Consider the following 18,585-nt stretch of genomic DNA (forward strand, 5'->3'; position numbering starts at 1 on the left):
GGCGCATGGTCCGCCTCCCGCTCTCTCCCGCCGATGTCGAGCGCGGCCGCCGCCTCGGGGCCCTTCTGCGGCGAGCGCGCGCCGACCGCTCCATGCTCGACGTCGCCCTCGCCGCCGGGCTGTCGCCCGAGACGCTCCGCAAGATCGAGACCGGCCGCGTGGCGACGCCGTCGTTCCCGACCATCGCCGCGCTGGCCGACGTGCTGGGGCTCTCGCTCGACGAGGTGTGGGCCGCGATCCGAGCGGAAGAACTCGGCGCCCTCGCCGGCTGACCTCGCCCCGCCGCGCCCTCCCCGCCCCGCCAGCCCTGCCTAGTCGAGCGGGATCTCGACCCAGTGCCACCCGTCGGGCAGCGTCTCGGCGGGCAGGTCGGCCGGTCCGTGCGACACGGCGCCCGCGGCGTCGATCTGGACGACCTGCGAGGCCGCGGAGGCGGTGCTCACGGCGGCCATCAGAGCACGTCCACGAGAACGAGGTCGGCGCCCGACACGCGGAGGACGGCCGAGAGCTCGCCGCCGGGGCCGGCCCCCGTCACGGCGGGGATGGTCGTCAGCGCGTTCGGCGCGACGAAGTCGAACCCCCGGTCGGTGAGGCGGTCGGCGAGGGCGCGCCGCGACTGCCGGCCCGACGGCCACTGCGCGAGTTCCTGCACCACTGCGAAATCGAGGGGGGCGAGCAGGAGGGGGCGCCCGCCCATCCAGGCCTGGCCCGTCGCCGTGTCGAGCACGAGGTCGCCCCGCACGACGCTGGTGGGCAGCTTGCCCTGCTTGCGGAACAGCGCGGCGAGCGTGGCGACGACCTCCTCGAGCGCGAACGGCTTGGTGATGTAGTCGTCGGCACCGGCGGCGTACGCGGCGAGCCGGTCGTCGATCGACGACCGGCCGGTGAGGAAGAGCACGGGCGTGTCGACGCCGCGCTCCCGCAGCCGCGACACCACCTCGGTGCCGAGCACGTCGGGCAGCATCATGTCGAGCAGCATCGCGTCGGGGGCGTCGATCGTGGCCGCCTCGAGCACGCTGAGGCCGTCGGGGAAGCGGGTGACCTGCCACCCCTCCATGCCGAGGGCGATCGACAGGAGGCGGGTGATCGGGTCCTCCTCGTCGACCACGAAGACCCGCAGGACGCCGGTGGGCCTTTGCGGCTCGCGGGTCGGAGTGTCGCCCTGCTGTGGAGCGACGCCGGTTGCGGTCGTGACCATGATGCGTTCCCTTCGGTCGGTGCTTCGGATTCGGTACGTCCACTCTCGCCAGCCGACGCTGCGGGCGCGTCCCCCGGGCGAATCGATCCGCGTACTGCGATCGGAGTACGAGACGCTCGCGGTCGCGACCCGGGCGGGTGATGCGACGCACATGCGCCTTGGGCAGGATGGGATCGCGCCGCGCTGCGACCGTCGGCGCTGGGAGGAGCCCGCGATGAGTGTCGTCCGTCGCGCGTCGCCGACCCCGCGCTACATCCGACCGCGCGGTCTCGGCTGGCCGACGACCGTCGTCTTCGGCCTGATGACGCTCGCGTTCGCGGTCACGCCGACCGACGTGGGCGGCAGCGGCATCCCGGCGCACCCGGTCGCGGCGATCACGGTCGGGGCCGCCCTCGCGGCCATCGTCTTCCGCGAGCGCTTCTGCCGCACCGCCACCGTGGTCGCCATCGTGTCGGCGGCGCTCGGCATCGCTACCGGCGGCCCGACGTTCGCCTTCCTGCCCGCCGTGCTCCTGACCGTGTTCACCACCGCCGTGCTCACCGACCGCATCACGACCGCCGTCGCCGTGGTGATCGCGTCGAGCGTGGCCGGCGAGGTCGCGACCGGCGTGCTCCCCCACTTCTTCCGCGACTCGCGCGTCGTGATCCTCTGGGTCGTCCTGACGGTGCTCGCGGCGATGACCGGAGACGCGGCCCGGTCGAGGGCGGCCTACATCGAAGGGGTGCAGGAACGCGCGCGCCGAGCCGAGGCGAATCTCGAGGCGGAGGCGCAGCGCCGCGTCGTCGAGGAGCGACTCCGCCTGGCGCGCGACCTGCATGACGCGGTGGCGCACCACATCGCCGTGATCAACCTCCAGGCGGCGGCCGCGCGGCGTGCCCTCCCCGAGGGCGCCGACGCATCAGCGCGATCGCTTGACACCGTGACCGACGCCGCGCGCACCGTGCTGGCCGACATGGGCAACATGCTGTACGTGCTGCGGCAGGGCGACGCCCAGGGCGGAGGCCAGGCACCCCTCGCCGGCCTCGAGGAGGTCCCGGCGCTGCTGCGGGTGTTCGCCGCCGACGGGCTCCGCGTGGAGCTCGTCGAGACCGGCGCCCGTGTCGCCCTCGATCAGCCCGTCGACATCGTCGCCTACCGGTGCATCCAGGAGGGGCTGACGAACGCGCACAAGCACGGGGCGGGCGGCACGGCCGTGCTGCGGCTCGACTGGGGCGAGGGCGCCGTCGAGGTCGAGGTCGAGAACGGCACCGCGGCTCCTGCGCCCGATGCCCCACCGCTGCCCGACGCCGCCGACCGGCACCGCTACGGTCTCGCCGGGGTCCGCGAGCGGGTGGCCAGCGTCGGCGGCACCCTCGAGCTCGCCGAGACGATCGGCCGGAGCTTCGTCTTCCGGCTGCGGCTGCCGCTGCAGACCCCCGCCTCTCGAAGGAGCGCCCCGTGAGCCCGATCACCGTCATGCTGGCCGACGACCAGACGCTGATCCGCCAGGCCGTCGCCGACCTCGTGTCGCAGGAGGACGACATCGAGGTGGTGGCGCAGGCGGCCGACGGCGCGGAGGCGATCCGGACGGCCCGCGAGCTGCGGCCCGACGTGATCCTGATGGACATCCGGATGCCCGGCACCGACGGCATCGCCGCCACCTCGGCCATCTGCGGAGACCCCGCGCTCGCGGGCACCCGCGTGATCGTGCTCACCACCTTCGAGAACGACCAGAACGTGCTCGACGCCCTCCGCGCCGGCGCGAGCGGCTTCGTCGGCAAGGGAACCGACCCCGAGGCCCTCGTCGCCGCGATCCGGACGGTGCACGACGGCGACGCCCTGCTCTCGCCGAAGGCGACGAAGGCGCTCATCGACCGGTGGCTCGTGCCCGCCGAGCCGCCTGTGCGGCCTCGGCCACGCGAGCTCGACGACCTGACCGAGCGCGAGGCGGACGTGCTCGAGCGGATCGCGCGAGGCCGCACCAACGCCGAGATCGCCGCCGACCTCTACCTCTCACCCCACACCGTGAAGACGCACGCGCACCGGATCATGGCCAAGATCGGCGCGCACGACCGGGCGCAGATCGTCGTCTTCGCATACGAGAACGGGCTGCTGGTCCCTGGGGCGTAGCCACCCGCGCGTGCGGCAGAGGATCGCCGCCGCGGTGGGCCGTTCCTGCCGCCGGCACGGGTCGCTCCCCGTATCACCGGCGTAACACAGCCGACACATCCGTGCGGCAGAGTGAACCCATCGGTTCACTGACCTCGGAGACGCCATGACAGCCCCCCTCACCTTCGGAATGTTCCAGACGATGGGGCTCTCGGGCTCGTGGCGTCTGCCCGACAACACGACGCCGGGCTTCCTGACCCTCGACTACTGGACGACGCTCGCCAAGCGCAGCGAGGAGGCCGGCGTCGACTTCCTGTTCATCGCCGACGACTTCGGCTACCCGCTGATCGACGGCGAGGTGTCTCCGACCGCCGTCGAGCACGCCCTGCTCTTCCCGCGCGGCGACCCGTCGATGGTCATGTCGGCGATGGCCGCGGCGACCGAGAAGCTCGGCCTCGTCGTCACGATGTCGACGAGCGCCGACCGCCCGCCGGCACTGGCGCGCCGCATGGCGACGCTCGACCACGTGACGAACGGCCGCATCGGCTGGAACGTCGTGACCGGCGCCGGCCAGAACGCGTCGGCGCGCCTGTTCGGCGAGCCGATGAAGGCGCACGACGACCGCTACGCGGCCGCGGAGGACTACCTGAAGCTCGCGATGACGCTGTGGGAGGGGTCGTGGGAGGACGGCGCCCTGAAGGTCGACCGCGCAGCCGGGGTCTACGCCGACGCTGCGATGGTCCACGAGATCCACTACGACGGCACGCACTTCCGCTCGGACGGCGTGTTCACCGTGCCGCCGTCGCCCCAGCGCACGCCGCTGCTCTTCCAGGCCGGCGCCTCGACGAAGGGCCGCGACGTCGCCGCCCGCTACGCCGAGGCGGTCTTCCTGGCCGCCGAGCCCGACGCGGTCCGCGAGCAGATCGCCGACATCCGGGCCCGAGCAGTGGCGGCCGGCCGGGAGCCCGACGCCATCAAGTTCCTGATCGCCGGCACCTACGTCGTGGCGCCCACGCACGACGAGGCCCTCGCCCTCCGCGAGACCGTGACCGCGTTCGTCACGACCGCCGACGCCGCCGTGCAGTACGCGTTCTTCACCGGCCTCGACCTGACGAAGATGGACCCGTCGAAGCCCCTGCAGTCGACGGCCAGCGAGCAGGGCCGCACCAACATCGAGCGCTTCACCGGCGAGGACGCCCCGACCGTCGGCGAGATCCTCGAGGAGTTCCGCGTGAACGGCGTGATGAGCCGTCCGTTCCTCGGCACGCCCGCAGAGGCCGTCGACCAGACGGTCGCGCTGATGGAGCACACCGGCGCCGACGGCGTGCTCGTGCAGCCCGGCCCGACCGGCGACTCGGCGTCGTTCTTCGAGCTCGTCGTGCCCGAGCTGAAGCGGCGCGGCCTGATGGAGGGCCCCGCCCAGGCGACGACCCTCCGCGAGAGACTGTTCCCCGCAGGATCCGCGCACCTGCCGCCGAGCCACCCCGGTCACGCGCTGCGCGTCGGCCGCTAGGCCCGTCGATGGAGTACCGCGACTACCTCCGCCTCGTGCCCAAGATCGAGCTGCACTGCCACATCGTCTCGACGATCCGGCCCAAGCGGCTGCTCGGCTGGGCCGCCGAGCGGGGCGTCGCGCTGCCGGCCGACACCGCCGAGGCGCTGTTCGACTACGACGACATCGTCGACTTCCTGGCGGTGTTCAACGCCGCGCACGAGGTGTTCCGCACCCGGGAGGACTTCGCGACGCTCGCCTACGAGGGCGTGGCCGACGCGGTCGCCGACGGCAACCTCTGCTATCGCGAGTACTTCGTGAACCCCGACAACTTCAGCCATCTCGGCCTCGGCTACACCGACGTCGTCGACGGGCTGATCGACGGGCTGCGCCGCGCCGAAGACGAGTTCGGGGTCGGCTTCGGGCTCGTTCCTGCGATCAACCGCTCGATGGGGATCGACGTCGCGATGGCCCTCGTCGAGTCGATGGCGGCCAACCCCCGGCCCGAGGTGCTGGGCCTCGGCCAGGACGACCTCCGCGCCGACGGGCAGGAGTCGCCGCTCGACTGGGCCGAGCCGTTCCGGCGGGCGCAGGAACTCGGGGTCCGCCTCACCGCTCACGTCGGAGAGCTCCCGTCGTCGAACGCCGCCTCGGTCGTCGAGTCGTGGGACGCCCTGGGGCTCGACCGCGTCGACCACGGCTACCACGTCGCCGACGACGGGGCCCGCGTCGCCGAGGCCCGCGAGCGCGGGATCCCGTTCACCTGCACGCCGCGGTCGACGCAGTTCCTGTCGGGGTGGGCGCTCGACGCCGAGCACCCCATCGCCGCGATGATCCGCGCCGGCCTCCGGGTGACGCTCGCCACCGACGACCAGGTCTTCTTCCGCACGACCCTGCGCGAGGAGTTCGAGCACGTCGGCCTCGGCATGGGCTTCGGGCCCGACGTGATCGACGGCATCGTGCTCGACTCGATCGAGGCCACCTGGCTGCCCGAGGAGCGCAAGCGCGCCCTCCGCGCCGACTTCCGCCGCCAGCTGCGAGCGCTCCGCGGCGCCCTCGACTCCACCCCGTCTTCGACAGGAACCGGCTCATGACCCTCTCCCTCGGCCCGCAGACGCGGCGCGACTCCCGCATCGACGCCTTCCTGGCGGCGTCGCCCCAGCGGCTGCTCATCGGCGGCACCTGGGTCGCCGCCGCATCGGGCGCCACCTTCGCCAGCCACGATCCCGCGACCGGCGAGCACCTCGCCGACTGCGCCCGCGCCGACTCGGCCGACGTCGACGCCGCGGTCTCCGCCGCGCGCACGGCCCTCACGTCGCCCGCGTGGAAGGGCATGACGCCCGCCGACCGCGGCGCGCTGCTCTGGCGCGTCGCCGACCTGCTCGAGGCGAACCTCGACCAGCTGGCGCAGCTCGAGACCCTCGACCAGGGCAAGGCCTGGGGCACCGCGCGGTTCGGCGAGATCCCCGCGGCGATCGCGCAGTTCCGCTACTACGCGGGCTACCCGACCAAGATCCTGGGCACCACGATCCCGTCGTCGCTGCGCAGGCAGGGCCCCGACAGGCAGGTGTTCGCCTACACGACCCGCGAGCCGGTCGGAGTGGTCGCCGCGATCGTGCCGTGGAACTCGCCGCTGCTGATGGCCGCGATGAAGGTCGCCCCGGCGCTGGCCGCAGGCTGCACCGTCGTGCTGAAGCCGGCCGAGAACACGTCGCTGACGGCGATCCGCCTCGGCGAGCTGCTGGTCGAGGCGGGCGTGCCCGACGGCGTCGTCAACGTCGTCACCGGCTACGGTCCGGAGGCGGGCCAGGCCCTGGCCGACCACCCCGACGTCGACAAGGTCGCCTTCACCGGCTCGACCGCCGTCGGAAAGCGCCTCGTCACCGCGGCCAGCGGCAACCTGAAGCGGCTCACCCTCGAGCTCGGCGGCAAGAGCCCGGTCATCGTCATGGGCGACGCCGACCTCGACCGCACCGTGCCGGGGGTCGCCGCGGGCATCTTCGACAACGGCGGTCAGGTCTGCGTCGCCGGCAGCCGCGTCTACGCGCACCGCGACGTGTACGCGGAGCTCGTCGACCGCCTCGCCGCGCACAGCCGCACCCTCACGCTCGGGCACGGACTCGCCGAGGGCACCGACCTCGGCCCGCTGGTCAGCCGGGCGCAGTCCGACCGCGTCGAGCAGTTCGTGCGCGAGGCCGCGGGCGACGGCGTCGACGTCGTCTCGGGCGGAGAGCAGGAGGGCGACCTCTGCACGTTCTACCGGCCGACGGTGCTCACGGGCGTGACGCAGAGCATGCGGATCATGCGCGAGGAGGTCTTCGGACCGGTCGTCACGGTGACCCCGTTCGACGAACCCGAGGAGGTGCTCGCCTGGGCGAACGACAGCTCGTACGGCCTCGCCGCGAGCGTCTGGACCGAGGGGCTGTCGAACGCGCACCGGATCTCGGAGGGCATCGACTCGGGAACCGTGTGGATCAACTGCCACTCGTACTTCGGCCCCGAGCTGCCGAAGGGCGGCCACAAGGAGTCCGGCTGGGGCTACGAGAACGGCGCCAACGGCCTCGAGAACTACCTCGAGACCAAGACCGTCGTCACGGTCTACTGATGCCGAAGCAGATCAGCCTCGGGGTCTTCGAGATGATGAACCCGAACAACGGCATGCCGACGTGGACGCACCCGCTCGGCAAGGGCGACCGCTACGACAGCGTCGAGTACTGGGTCGAGGTCGCGCGGATGCTCGACGCCGCCGACGTCGACTTCCTGTTCTTCGCCGATACCTACGGCTACGCGACGATCGACGGCGCCATGCCCGACCTGGTCGCCGCGCACGGCATCCAGTTTCCGGGCTTCGACCCGATGCTGCTGATCTCGGCGCTCGCCCGCGAGACCGACCGTCTCGGCTTCGTGCTGACCTCGCCGACCACCGTCGAGCGGCCATACGCCACCGCGCGCCGGTTCGCGACGCTCGATCACTACACCGCCGGCCGCATCGGCTGGAACGTCGTCACCGGCAGCTCGCAGGCCACCACCGACGACCTGTTCGGCGTCGCCGACAGCGGGACGCACGACTCCCGGTACGACGTCGCCGACGAGTTCGTCGATGTCTGCCTCGAGCTGTGGGAAGGCGTCTGGGAAGACGACGCGCTCGTCCGCGACCCGTCGCGCAACCTGTTCGTCGACCCGGCCAAGCTCCACCCGATCGCGCACCGCGGCACGCACTTCGCATCCAGCGGCGTGTTCGCGATCCCGCCGGGGCCGCAGCGCTCCCCGGTGCTGTTCCAGGCCGGCACTTCCGCCCGCGGCCGCGCCTTCGCCGCCCGCAACGCCGAGGCCGTCCTGATCCAGGGGCAGTCCATCCCGAAGGCGCGGGAGCACGTCGACGACATCCGAGCCCAGGCCGTCGCCCACGGCCGCTCCCCCGACGACGTGAAGGTCGTCACCGGCGTCACGATCACCGTCGCGCCGACGCACGACGAGGCCGTCGCCCTGCGCACAGAGCTCGAGGGCCTCTACGCGGTCGAAGACGCAGCCGTGATCTTCGCGGGCTTCACCGGCGTCGACCTCTCGGCGTTCGACCCGTCCGAGCCGCTGACGGCGATCGCCTCCGACCAGGGCCAGACCCTCGTCGACCGCTTCGTGCGGCCCGGCCAGCCCGTCCCCACCGTCGGCGACGTGCTCGGCGACTTCCGCCTGCGCGCCAACCGCGGCTTCCAGATCACCGGCGACCCCGCCGAGGTGGCCGACGAGCTCCAGGCCATCGTCGAGGGCACCGGCATCGACGGCATCATGCTCGAGCCGACGTTCGGCGGGCCCGAGGCGTTCGAGGCCTTCATCGATCTCGTGCAGCCGATCCTGCGCGATCGCGGCCTGCTGCCGGCGACCCGCTCGGCCTCGGAGCCCACCCTCCGAGAGAGGGTCACGGGCGCAGGAACGCCGCACCTCCCGTCCGCCCACCCGGGCGCGCGCTTCCGCACCTTCTGATCGCCCCTTCGCCCCCTGCCAGAAAGGCACCCCATGCAAGCCGAAGCCGTCGACGCGGTGATCCGCGGGCTCAAACGAGCCGGGATCAGCGTGGTCTGCTACCTGCCCGACTCGCTCTTCAAAGAGCTGTACCCGGCGCTCGACGCCGATCCCGACATCCGCACGATCCAGGTGACCAACGAGGGCGAGGGCGCGGCGATCGCCGGCGGGGTCTTCCTGTCGGGCAAGCGCGCCGTGCTCATCATGGAGAACTCGGGCCTGCGCGCCGCCGTCGAGCACCTGGCCCGGATGGGCCTCGGCGCCGGCATCCCCGTCGTCATGCTCATGAGCTACCGGGGCGACCTCGGCGAGAACAACTGGTGGGCCATCCCTCACGGCATCACGATGGAGCCGATCCTCGACGCGCTCCGCACGCCCTACCAGGTGATCCGCCACGCCGACGAGATCGAGCAGGCCATCGTCGACGCGTCGACCTGGTCGCACACCGCCTACTACCATTCCGCAGTCGCGCTGAGCGGGGAGATCGTCCGATGACCGAGACCACACCGTTCGTGAAGCCCGAGCACGGCACCATGAGCCGCTACGCGGCCATGGAGGCCCTGGGCCGGCGCCTCGACGACGCCCTCGTGATCCTCTCGCTCGGCGGCGCCGTCGACGAGTGGTACAGCGCCGCCCCGCACATGCGTGCCGCCAGCCTGTTCCAGCAGCAGCTCGGCTGCGTCACCGGCGAGGCCCTCGGCCTGGCCGTCGGGCTGCCGCACCGCCGCATCGTGTCGCTCGACACCGACGGCGGCCTGCTGTTCAACCTCGGCATCATGGCCACCGTCGCCAACGAGCAGCCGGCGAACCTCTTCATCGTCGTCTGGGACAACGAGCAGTACCAGTCCATCGGCGGGCCCAAGACGCACACCGCTTCGGGCCGCGTCGACCTCGCGGCGATCGCCCGCGGCTGCGGCATCGCCAACGCCTTCACCGTCGACACCCTGGACGAGTTCGACGCCCACTGCGCCGCCGGCCTCGCCGCGACGGAGCCGTACCTGCTGGTCGCCAAGACCGACGGCATCCTCGAGCCCGGTATCAAGCGCAAGCACTCCGACGGCCGGGAAGACAAGTACATCTTCGTCCGCCACGTCGAGGAGACCGAGGGCATCGTCATCATGGGCCCGAGCGAGCACAACTGATGGCGGCGGTCGGCTACGACTTCGTGATCGTCGGCGGCGGCGCCGCGGGCTGCGTGCTGGCGAACAGGCTCTCCGCCGACCCGGCGGCGACCGTGCTCCTGATCGAGGCCGGGCCGACCGACGCCGGCGTGCCGGAGATCCGCGACGCCTCCCGGTGGGTGTCGCTGCTCGGCTCCGAGTACGACTGGGGCTACGAGTACGAGCCGACCCCCGACGTCGCAGGCCGGAGCATCGCGATCCCACGCGGGCGCGTGCTCGGCGGCTCGTCGAGCATCAACGCGATGCTCTGGTACCGAGGCCACCCCGACGACTACGACGCGTGGGAGGCGTCGGGCGCCACGGGGTGGAGCTGGGCGACCATGCTCCCCGCGTTCCGCGCGAGCGAGGACTGGGAGGGCGGCGCCGACGCCTTCCGCGGAGCCGGCGGCCCGATGAGGATCGAGACGTCGAGAGACCCGCACCCGATCGCCGAGGCCATGCTCGCCGGAGCGCCCGAGATGGGCGTGCCGGTCGTCGCCGACCCCAACGGCGCCTCGAACGAGGGCGCGACGCTCGCGAACTTCAACGCCACGACCGAGGCCGACGGCACGATGAGCCGATGGAGCACCGTGCGCGGCTACCTCGACCCGGTGCGCCACCGGCCGAACCTCACGGTGCTCAACGACTCGACGGCGGTGCGCCTCGTGCTCGAGGGCGGGCGCTGCATCGGCGTGGTGCACACGACGGCGGGCGAGGCGACCACCACGTTCGCGACCTCCGGCGTGGTGCTGGCGCTCGGCGCCATCGACACGCCCGCGCTGCTGCAGCGATCGGGGGTCGGGGGGCCCGAGTTCCTGCGCTCGCTGTCGATCGACGTGCTGCACGACCTGCCCGGAGTCGGCGAGAACTACCAGGACCACCCGCTCGTCTCGGGGATGAATGTCGCCTCGAGCGTGCCCCTCGGGCCGATGCGCGACAACGGCGGCGGCAGCATGATGAACTGGCGCTCGTCGCACGCCTCGGCAGGGCCCGACCTGCACGCGTTCATCGTGCAGGAGTCGCGGCCAGCGGCGGGGATCCACCAGGACCTCGACGGTGACGTGTTCGCCGTGTCGCCGGGCCTCATGCGCTCGGTCAGCCGCGGGCACGTGCGGGTGCGGTCGGCGTCGCCGTTCGAAGCACCCGAGGTGCAGCCGAACTTCCTGCGCGAGGGGGCCGACCTCGATCGCCTCGTCGAAGCGGTCGGCGGCGTGCTGGAGCTGCTCGGCACGGCGCCGTTCCGGGCGCTCGGCGCCCGGCCACTGGTCGACTTCGCGCCGGGAGACCGGTCGGCCGTCGTGGACTTCATCCGGCACGGCGTCGACACGTTCTTCCACTCGTGCGGCACCGCGCGGATGGGCACCGACGAGCTCGCCGTCGTCGACCCGGCCTCGCTGCGGGTGCGCGGGCTCGACGGGCTGTGGGTGGCGGACGCCAGCGTGATCCCGGTGATCCCGACGAGCAACACGCAGGCGCCGGTCATCGCCATCGCCGAGCGGGCCGCCGCGCTCATCGCCGCCGCGGTCTGACGCCGTCGCTGCCTGCCGCGAGCACCGCACCACGATCGGGACTCGGCACCACTGCGGCTGAGCACCGCACCACGATCGGGACTCGGCACCACGGGATTTCATGGTGCCTTGTCCCGATCGTGGTGCCGCGGCGGGCCGGGAGTCTGGCTCCGCGCTCTAAGCTGGCGGCGAGGGGGCACTGATCATGCAGTACGCGGGGGAAGCCTGGGTCGAGCGGTTGCGCGCCGGGGTCGTGCCGCGCGCACGCGGAGTCGCGATCGCCGTCATCGTGCTCGTCGTCGCCGGCGTCGGGCTCACCGTGCTGGAGTGGTCGCACCCGCGCTTCCTCGCCGAGGCGACGACCGGCCGCGGCGGCTTCGCCTTCGTCATCGGCCCCCCGGGCATGGTCGTCGGAGGCACCGCCCTCGCAATCGCCTCCTGGTGGCGCCAGAGATCTGACCGCGTCATGATCGCGAGGATCCGAGGGGGCGCTGATGGCACGAGCGGGGCGCCCGTGCTGTTCGTTCCGGTGGTGGCGAAGGGCCAGTTCCTGAGCGAGGATCTCCCCGCGCCCCGCCCGACGATCTGGACCGTCGACGCCGCCGGGCTGCACGCGTGGACGCCGTCGGAGGCGAAGCCGGTGCTCGACCTGCCGTGGGAGACGATCACGGGCTTCGAGCTCGCGACCAATGACCGCGCGCCGGTGTACGGGCAGCGGATCGATTACGGGGTGCGGGTGCTGGGGGCGAAGCGGCCGATCGTGCTGGTTCCGCGGGCCGACCTCGGGCGACCGCTCGGAGCCGGCGCCTACCGCCTCGACGTGCTCAAGAGCCTGCTGCGGTCGTTCCAGGCGCAGCTCGGCGCCTGACACCCGCGGCGGCGGGATATCCGGCGGCGCGCCACGACCGGGGCGCAGGAACGTCCTGACGGGTACCACCTGTGCCCCTCGCCACGGCCGCCGCCCGCCCCGCGATACGGTTGTCGGACCATGCAGCAGCACCCTCTCGACGACCCCATCCGCTCAGCCCTCACCGGCCGCCACTCCCCGATGGCGATCACCTCGGGCACGGCCGCGCGCTACCCCGGCGACGTCGCGCCGTTCGGCTCGATGCCGCTCTCGCCGACCCCCGCCGACTGGGCGTCGCTGGCCGAGATCGCGACCGACGACGCCGTCGCGATGTTCGTGCCGACCGAGTTCGTCGTGGCCGACGGGTGGAGCACGCACCTCGAGCTCGGCCTGGTGCAGCTCACGGACGACGACGTCGACACGTCGGGCACGCGCGGCGACGACATCGTCGACCTCGCCGACGCCGACGTGCCCGAGATGCTGCGGCTCACGGCGCTGACCCGGCCGGGCCCGTTCCTGCCGCGCACGATCGCGTTCGGCGGATACGTCGGGGTCGTCGACGGCGGCCGGCTCGTCGCGATGGCCGGGCGGCGCCTCAGCATGCCCGGGTGGGTCGAGATCAGCGCCGTGTGCACCGACCCGGAGGCACGCGGCCGGGGGCTGGCCCGGCGGCTCATCACCGAGGTCGCGCGGGGCGTCCGGGCTGACGGGGATCGCGCGTTCCTGCACGTGGCAGCCGGCAACCCCGCGCAGGGCCTGTACGAGGCGATGGGCTTCGTCGTGCGGCGCACCTCGAAGGTCGTCGACGTGACGCCGCCGCGCTAGGGCCTCCTACTCGTCGTCGATCGCGAAGATCGCCGAATCGGGCCGCACCGCGTCGGGGTCGGGCCCGCTGCGCACGCCGAGGTCGAGCGCGTCGATCGCGGCGAGCTCGGCGGCCGTCAGCTCGAAGTCGAACACCGCGAAGTTCTCGGCGATCCGGCCGGGGTTCACCGACTTCGGGATGGCGCTGCGGCCCTGCTGGAGGTGCCAGCGCAGCATGACCTGGGCGGCCGACTTGCCGTGCGCCTCGCCGATGCCGGTGAGCACCGGGTCGCTCAGCGGGTTCTTGTTGCCGGCCTGGTTGAAGCCCGGGTAGAACGTGATGCCGCCGATCGGCGACCAGGCCTGGGTGACGATGCCGAGCGCGGCGTCGGCGGCCTCGTTCTCGTGCTGCGCGAAGTAGGGGTGCAGCTCGATCTGGTTGACCGCCGGGACGACCGTGCGATCCTGCATCAGCCGATCGAGGTGCTCGCCGGTGAAGTTGCTGACGCCGATCGACCGGACCCTGCCGTCGGCCAGCAGGGTCTCGAGCGCGCGGTACGCCTCGAGGGTCTTGTCGAACAGCCACGGCGCAGGCTGGTGGAGGATGTACAGGTCGATCTGCTCGACGCCCATCTTCGCCGTGGCGATGTCGAAGGCGTGCAGGGTCTCGTCGTAGCCGTACTGGCTGATCCAGACCTTCGTCTCGATGAACACCTCGTCGCGGGGCACGCCCGACCGGCGAATGCCCTCGCCGACCTGGCGCTCGTTGCGGTAGGCGGCGGCGGTGTCGATGTGGCGGTAGCCGGCGCGGAGCGCGGCGTCGACCGCGTCGACGGTCTCGGCGGGCGCGCTCTGGAAGACGCCGAGGCCGAGTGCGGGCATCGTGACGCCGTTGTTGAGGGTGAGGATCTCTGTCATGCCTCGACGCTATGCCCGGGAGCGGTGCGACTGAGAGGGCGGGTCAGTACGCCGGTGGCCGGTACCCGGCAGGGCCCGACTCGACAGCGCCCGCCCCAGTCACCGCCCCGGCGCCTCCGCCGTGCTCCCCCGCACGACCAGCTCGGTCGGCACGATGACGTCCTCCGGCCGAGGGGCGTGGGCGATCTCGCCGAGCAGCAGGGCGATCGCGCTGCGGCCGACGCTGTCGAAGCTCTGCCGGATGGTCGTGAGCGGCGGCCAGAACGACTCGGCCTCGGTCATGTCGTCGAACCCGACCACGCTCAGGGACGCAGGAACTGCCCGCCCGGCCTCGTGCGCCGCCCTCAGGACTCCGAGCGCCATGCCGTCGTTGCCGGCGAACACGGCGGTGATGTCGGCTCGGCGCGCGATCTCCCGCCCCGCCGCGTACCCGGACTCCGTGCTCCAGTCGCCGCGGAACGGCTCGGGCACGACCCGCCCGTGCGCCTCGAGCGTCTCGCGCCAGGCGGCCTCGCGGCGCCGGGCCGCGTAGTAGCCGCTCGGCCCGGCGACGTGCCACACCGTCTCGTGGCCGAGGTCGAGCAGGTGCTCGGTCGCGAGCCGGGCGCCGAGCGCCTGGTCGGTGTCGATGAACGGCCGCTCGCTCTGGCGGCTGGAGTCGATGATGACGACGGGGAGGTCGGCCGGCAGCTCGACGTTGCTCTCCGAGAGCAGGTCGGCCTCGATGACGATGACGATCCCGTCGACGGCCTGCTCGGAGAGCCGTGCGAACGCACCGGTGACGTCGCCCTGGGTGCGGTGCGAGACGGGCAGGAGGGTGATCGTGTAGCCGGCGTCGGAGGCCGCCTCGGCGATCGCCTCGAGAAACTTCGCGTTGCCGTACGAGGACAGCGTGAACATGATCACGCCGATCGTGTGGAACCGGCCGGAGCGGAGCGCGCGGGCGGCGCGATTGGGGCTGTAGCCGAGCTCGGCCATCGCCTCGCGGACGCGGGTCGCCGTCGCGGGCTGCACGTTGTCGAGACCCCGCGCCACGCGCGAGACGGTCTGCATCGACACGCCGGCGGCGCGCGCGACGTCCGCGGCGGAAGCCTTGCGCGCGCTGGGCTCAGTGATCACGACTTCCCTTTCGATGTGGCGATGGCGACGTTGACATGATACGGTCCCCTCCGAGATGTTGACGTAAACATCTGCGAGTGAGACAAGGAAGTTTCGATGAGTTCGAGAGCAATCCAGGCCACGCGCTCCGGGCGCACGCGCCGCGGGAAGCAGACCGGCTGGCTGTTCGTGGCGCCGTTCATGGTGGTCCTGGTCGCCATGCTGATCGTCCCGATCGGCTACGCGCTGTACCTCAGCCTGTTCCGCGACCAGCTGATCGGCGGCAACCACTTCGTGGGGTTCGCCAACTACATCCAGCTGGTGCAGGACAGCAAGTTCTGGTCCAGCTTCCTGCGGGTGCTGATCTTCCTGGTCATCCAGGTGCCGGTCATGCTGATCCTCGCGCTGGTGGCGGCCCTCGCCCTCGACAGCGCCAGGCTGCACGCCGCGGGCTTCTTCCGCATCGCGATCTTCCTGCCCTACGCCGTCCCCGGCGTCGTTGCGGCCCTGATCTGGGGCTTCATCTACGGCCCGCAGTTCGGCCTGACCGGCTCGTTCAACGACCTCCTCGGCAGCGACCTGCTCAAGCCGTTCACCTCGACCTGGATCCTGACGTCGATCGGCAACATCGTGACCTGGGAGTTCCTGGGCTACAACATGATCATCTTCTTCGCAGCCCTCCGCGTCGTCCCCACCGAGCTCTACGAGGCCGCATCGCTCGACGGCGCCGGCAGCCTCCGCACGATCATCTCGATCAAGCTCCCGGCTCTCCGCGGCGCGATCGTCATCGCCACGATCTTCTCGATCATCGGCAGCTTCCAGCTCTTCAACGAGCCGAACCTGCTCAAGACCCTGGCGCCGAACGTCATCGGCACCTTCTTCACCCCGAACATGTACGCCTACAACCTCTCGTTCGCCGGCCAGCAGTTCAACTACTCCGCGACAGTCGCGATCGTCATGGGCGTCATCACCGCCGTGATCGCGTACGTCGTCCAGGTCCGCGGCACGAGGCAGGAGAACCGATGAGCGCGCTCACCACCCCCGAGGTCATCCCCGAAGAGAGGCGCGCAGGATCGCGCAGCCTCCGCAAGGCCGCCCGCCGCCCCGGGCCCAGCGGCTACCGCGACAAGAAGTCGCTCGGGCTGACCGCCGTCATGGTGATCTTCCTGGTCTACTCGCTGGTCCCGCTGTTCTACCTGCTCGTCAACTCGACGAAGTCGCAGGACTCCCTGCTGGCGTCCTTCGGCCTCTGGTTCGGCGACGGGTTCCACATGTTCCAGAACATCCACGACGTCTTCACCTACAACGGCGGCATCTTCCTGACCTGGTTCCGGAACACGCTGCTGTACGTCGTGGTCGGCGCCGGCGGCGCCACCCTCCTCGCCACGCTGGCGGGCTACGGGCTCGCGAAGTTCCGCTTCACCGGGCGCCGCGCCGTCTTCGCCGTCGTGCTCGGGTCCATCGCGATCCCCGGGACCGCCCTGGCCGTGCCGACGTTCCTGCTGTTCTCGCACCTGGGCCTCACCAACACCCCGTGGGCGATCATCCTGCCGTCGCTGATCAGCCCGTTCGGCCTCTACCTGGTCTGGACGTACGCGGTCGACGCCATCCCCGAGGAGCTCCTCGAGGCCGCGCGCATCGACGGGGCCGGCGAGATCCGCATCTTCTTCACGATCGCGATCCGACTGCTCACCCCGGGCATCGTCACCGTCCTGCTGTTCTCGGTGGTCGCCACCTGGAACAACTACTTCCTGCCGCTCATCATGCTGAGCGACCCGAAGTGGTACCCGCTGACCGTCGGCCTCAACCAGTGGTCGCAGCAGGCGAACGGCGTGGCCGCCGACCCGATCTACAACCTCGTCGTCACCGGCTCGCTCATCACCATCGTGCCGATCGTCGTGGTCTTCCTGCTCCTGCAGCGCTACTGGCAGTCCGGCCTCGGCGCCGGCGGCGTCAAGATGTAGCCCCTTTTCCTCTCCTCCCGCACCACCCTCCTGAACACCACACACACAACGAAGTGAAAGGACCCTCATGCACAAGCGCTTGAGGACGATCGTCGGCGCAGCGCTGACGACGGTCGCAGTCACCGCAGCCCTCGCCGGCTGCTCCAGCAGCACGGGCGGCACCGGCGGAGGCGGCGGAAACGCCGACCAGGTCGACGCCGCTCTGAAGGCCGGCGGAACGCTGACCTACTGGTCGTGGACGCCGTCCGGCGCCGCGCAGGTCGCCGCGTTCGAGAAGGCCTACCCGAAGGTCAAGGTCAAGCTCGTCAACGCCGGCACCGGCAACGACGAGTACACGAAGCTGCAGAACGCCGTGAAGGCCGGCTCGGGCGCGCCCGACGTCGCCCAGGTCGAGTACTTCGCGCTTCCGCAGTTCGCTCTGGCCGACTCGCTCACCGACCTGTCGCAGTACGGCTTCGACGACCTGAAGAGCAAGTACACGTCCGGCACCTGGGGCTCCGTCGACCTCGACGGCAAGCTCTACGGCCTCCCGCAGGACTCCGGCCCCATGGCGATGTTCTACAACAAGACGCTGTTCGACAAGTACAGCATCGCCGTGCCGAAGACGTGGGACGAGTACATCGCCGCCGCGAAGAAGCTGCACAAGGCCGACCCGAGCGCCTACATCAACTCCGACACCGGCGACGCCGGCTTCACGACGAGCATGATCTGGCAGGCCGGCGGCCGTCCGTTCAAGGTCGACGGCACCAAGGTGACCGTCAACCTCCAGGACGAGGGCACCAAGAAGTGGGCCGACACCTGGAACGAGCTCGTCGAGAACAAGCTCCTCGCTCAGACCCCCGGCTTCACCGACGACTGGTACAAGCAGCTCGCCGGCGGTGAGATCGCCACGCAGATCTCGGGCGCCTGGTTCCCCGGCGTCATCGAGTCGGGCGCCAAGGGCGGCTCGGGCGACTGGGCCGTGGCTCCGATCCCGACCTACGACGGCAAGACCGCCGTCACGGCCGAGAACGGCGGTGGCGCACAGGTCGTCATGAAGCAGTCGAAGAACCAGGCTCTTGCGGCCGGCTTCGTCAAGTGGCTGAACTCGTCGGACGGCAGCGTCAACACGTTCCTGGCCTCGGGCGGCTTCCCCTCGACGACCGCCACGCTCACGTCGAGCGACTTCCTCGCCACCAAGCCGGACTACTTCTCGAAGCAGCCGATCAACGAGGTGCTGAAGGGTGCCTCCGACTCGGTCGCCTCCGGATGGCAGTACCTGCCCTTCCAGGTGTACGCGAACAGCATCTACGCCGACACCGTCGGGCAGTCGTACGCGAACTTCTCCGACATCAACACGGGTCTCAAGGCCTGGCAGTCGGCGCTCGTGAAGTACGGCAACGAGCAGGGCTTCACGGTCTCCGCCAAGTAGCAGCACAGCACCACCAGCACTCCTCAGCAGAACGGGCGCGGCGCCCTCGCAGGGCCGCGCCCGTTCTGTCGATCTCA

At 71.3% G+C, this 18,585-nt stretch carries 19 protein-coding genes; 15 read left to right on the plus strand and 4 right to left on the minus strand.

Annotated elements, in window-relative coordinates; all coding sequences use genetic code 11:
• Positions 1-5 precede the first annotated feature (5 nt).
• Complete coding sequence (locus tag EDF46_RS04745; RefSeq protein ID WP_123505082.1) at positions 6-272, plus strand: helix-turn-helix transcriptional regulator; 267 nt, start codon at positions 6-8, stop codon at positions 270-272.
• Between the two features lie 39 nt (positions 273-311).
• Here EDF46_RS04745 and EDF46_RS18825 read toward each other — a convergent pair whose 3' ends face one another.
• Positions 312-443: a hypothetical protein gene (locus EDF46_RS18825; RefSeq protein ID WP_255410932.1), complete on the minus strand. Its 132-nt coding sequence runs from the start codon at positions 441-443 to the stop codon at positions 312-314.
• An 8-nt stretch (positions 444-451) separates the two neighbouring features.
• The gene (locus EDF46_RS04750) at positions 452-1,198 is read right to left on the minus strand and encodes a response regulator transcription factor (protein WP_123505083.1); all 747 of its coding nucleotides are present in this window, start codon (positions 1,196-1,198) and stop codon (positions 452-454) included.
• A 214-nt stretch (positions 1,199-1,412) separates the two neighbouring features.
• Between EDF46_RS04750 and EDF46_RS04755 the strand changes: the two genes are divergently transcribed.
• The 11 genes from EDF46_RS04755 to EDF46_RS04805 all read left to right on the plus strand — a co-directional run bounded on the left by EDF46_RS04755 (position 1,413) and on the right by EDF46_RS04805 (position 13,138).
• Positions 1,413-2,639 (plus strand): sensor histidine kinase, encoded by a 1,227-nt coding sequence (locus tag EDF46_RS04755; protein WP_158614145.1) that lies wholly within the window; start codon positions 1,413-1,415, stop codon positions 2,637-2,639.
• The gene (locus EDF46_RS04760) at positions 2,636-3,307 is read left to right on the plus strand and encodes a response regulator transcription factor (protein ID WP_233579823.1); all 672 of its coding nucleotides are present in this window, start codon (positions 2,636-2,638) and stop codon (positions 3,305-3,307) included. The genes EDF46_RS04755 and EDF46_RS04760 overlap by 4 nt, the downstream gene beginning before the upstream one ends.
• 145 nt (positions 3,308-3,452) lie before the next feature.
• Positions 3,453-4,799 (plus strand): NtaA/DmoA family FMN-dependent monooxygenase, encoded by a 1,347-nt coding sequence (locus EDF46_RS04765; protein ID WP_123505085.1) that lies wholly within the window; start codon positions 3,453-3,455, stop codon positions 4,797-4,799.
• Positions 4,800-4,807: 8 nt separating this feature from the next.
• A complete protein-coding gene (locus EDF46_RS04770; RefSeq protein WP_123505086.1) occupies positions 4,808-5,872 on the plus strand; it encodes a hypothetical protein in 1,065 nt (354 codons plus the stop codon).
• Entirely contained in the window at positions 5,869-7,383 is a 1,515-nt protein-coding gene (locus EDF46_RS04775) for an aldehyde dehydrogenase (RefSeq protein ID WP_123505087.1), read from the plus strand. The genes EDF46_RS04770 and EDF46_RS04775 overlap by 4 nt, the downstream gene beginning before the upstream one ends.
• Positions 7,383-8,759 (plus strand): NtaA/DmoA family FMN-dependent monooxygenase, encoded by a 1,377-nt coding sequence (locus EDF46_RS04780; RefSeq protein ID WP_123505088.1) that lies wholly within the window; start codon positions 7,383-7,385, stop codon positions 8,757-8,759. Before EDF46_RS04775 ends, EDF46_RS04780 begins: the two co-directional genes overlap by 1 nt.
• A gap of 33 nt (positions 8,760-8,792) precedes the next feature.
• On the plus strand, positions 8,793-9,293 hold the full coding sequence (locus tag EDF46_RS04785; protein WP_123505089.1) for a thiamine pyrophosphate-binding protein: 501 nt from the start codon (positions 8,793-8,795) through the stop codon (positions 9,291-9,293).
• Positions 9,290-9,940, plus strand: coding sequence for a thiamine pyrophosphate-dependent enzyme (locus EDF46_RS04790; RefSeq protein ID WP_199738190.1), 651 nt, complete (start codon positions 9,290-9,292; stop codon positions 9,938-9,940). The genes EDF46_RS04785 and EDF46_RS04790 overlap by 4 nt, the downstream gene beginning before the upstream one ends.
• Entirely contained in the window at positions 9,940-11,487 is a 1,548-nt protein-coding gene (locus EDF46_RS04795) for a GMC family oxidoreductase (protein ID WP_123505090.1), read from the plus strand. The genes EDF46_RS04790 and EDF46_RS04795 overlap by 1 nt, the downstream gene beginning before the upstream one ends.
• Positions 11,488-11,671: 184 nt before the next feature.
• A complete protein-coding gene (locus EDF46_RS04800; protein ID WP_123505091.1) occupies positions 11,672-12,334 on the plus strand; it encodes a hypothetical protein in 663 nt (220 codons plus the stop codon).
• A 120-nt stretch (positions 12,335-12,454) separates the two neighbouring features.
• Positions 12,455-13,138: a GNAT family N-acetyltransferase gene (locus EDF46_RS04805; RefSeq protein WP_123505092.1), complete on the plus strand. Its 684-nt coding sequence runs from the start codon at positions 12,455-12,457 to the stop codon at positions 13,136-13,138.
• Positions 13,139-13,144: 6 nt separating this feature from the next.
• Here EDF46_RS04805 and EDF46_RS04810 read toward each other — a convergent pair whose 3' ends face one another.
• Entirely contained in the window at positions 13,145-14,035 is an 891-nt protein-coding gene (locus EDF46_RS04810) for an aldo/keto reductase (protein ID WP_123505093.1), read from the minus strand.
• 99 nt (positions 14,036-14,134) lie between these two features.
• On the minus strand, positions 14,135-15,151 hold the full coding sequence (locus EDF46_RS04815; protein ID WP_370454062.1) for a substrate-binding domain-containing protein: 1,017 nt from the start codon (positions 15,149-15,151) through the stop codon (positions 14,135-14,137).
• A 99-nt stretch (positions 15,152-15,250) separates the two neighbouring features.
• Between EDF46_RS04815 and EDF46_RS04820 the strand changes: the two genes are divergently transcribed.
• The 3 genes from EDF46_RS04820 to EDF46_RS04830 all read left to right on the plus strand — a co-directional run bounded on the left by EDF46_RS04820 (position 15,251) and on the right by EDF46_RS04830 (position 18,508).
• A complete protein-coding gene (locus tag EDF46_RS04820) occupies positions 15,251-16,159 on the plus strand; it encodes a carbohydrate ABC transporter permease (protein WP_123505094.1) in 909 nt (302 codons plus the stop codon).
• On the plus strand, positions 16,156-17,097 hold the full coding sequence (locus EDF46_RS04825; RefSeq protein WP_123505095.1) for a carbohydrate ABC transporter permease: 942 nt from the start codon (positions 16,156-16,158) through the stop codon (positions 17,095-17,097). Before EDF46_RS04820 ends, EDF46_RS04825 begins: the two co-directional genes overlap by 4 nt.
• Before the next feature lie 67 nt (positions 17,098-17,164).
• Complete coding sequence (locus EDF46_RS04830) at positions 17,165-18,508, plus strand: sugar ABC transporter substrate-binding protein (protein ID WP_123505096.1); 1,344 nt, start codon at positions 17,165-17,167, stop codon at positions 18,506-18,508.
• Positions 18,509-18,585: the final 77 nt, after the last annotated feature.

The sequence above is a fragment of the Frondihabitans sp. PhB188 genome (genome assembly GCF_003752365.1).
Classification (GTDB): Bacteria; Actinomycetota; Actinomycetes; order Actinomycetales; family Microbacteriaceae; genus Frondihabitans.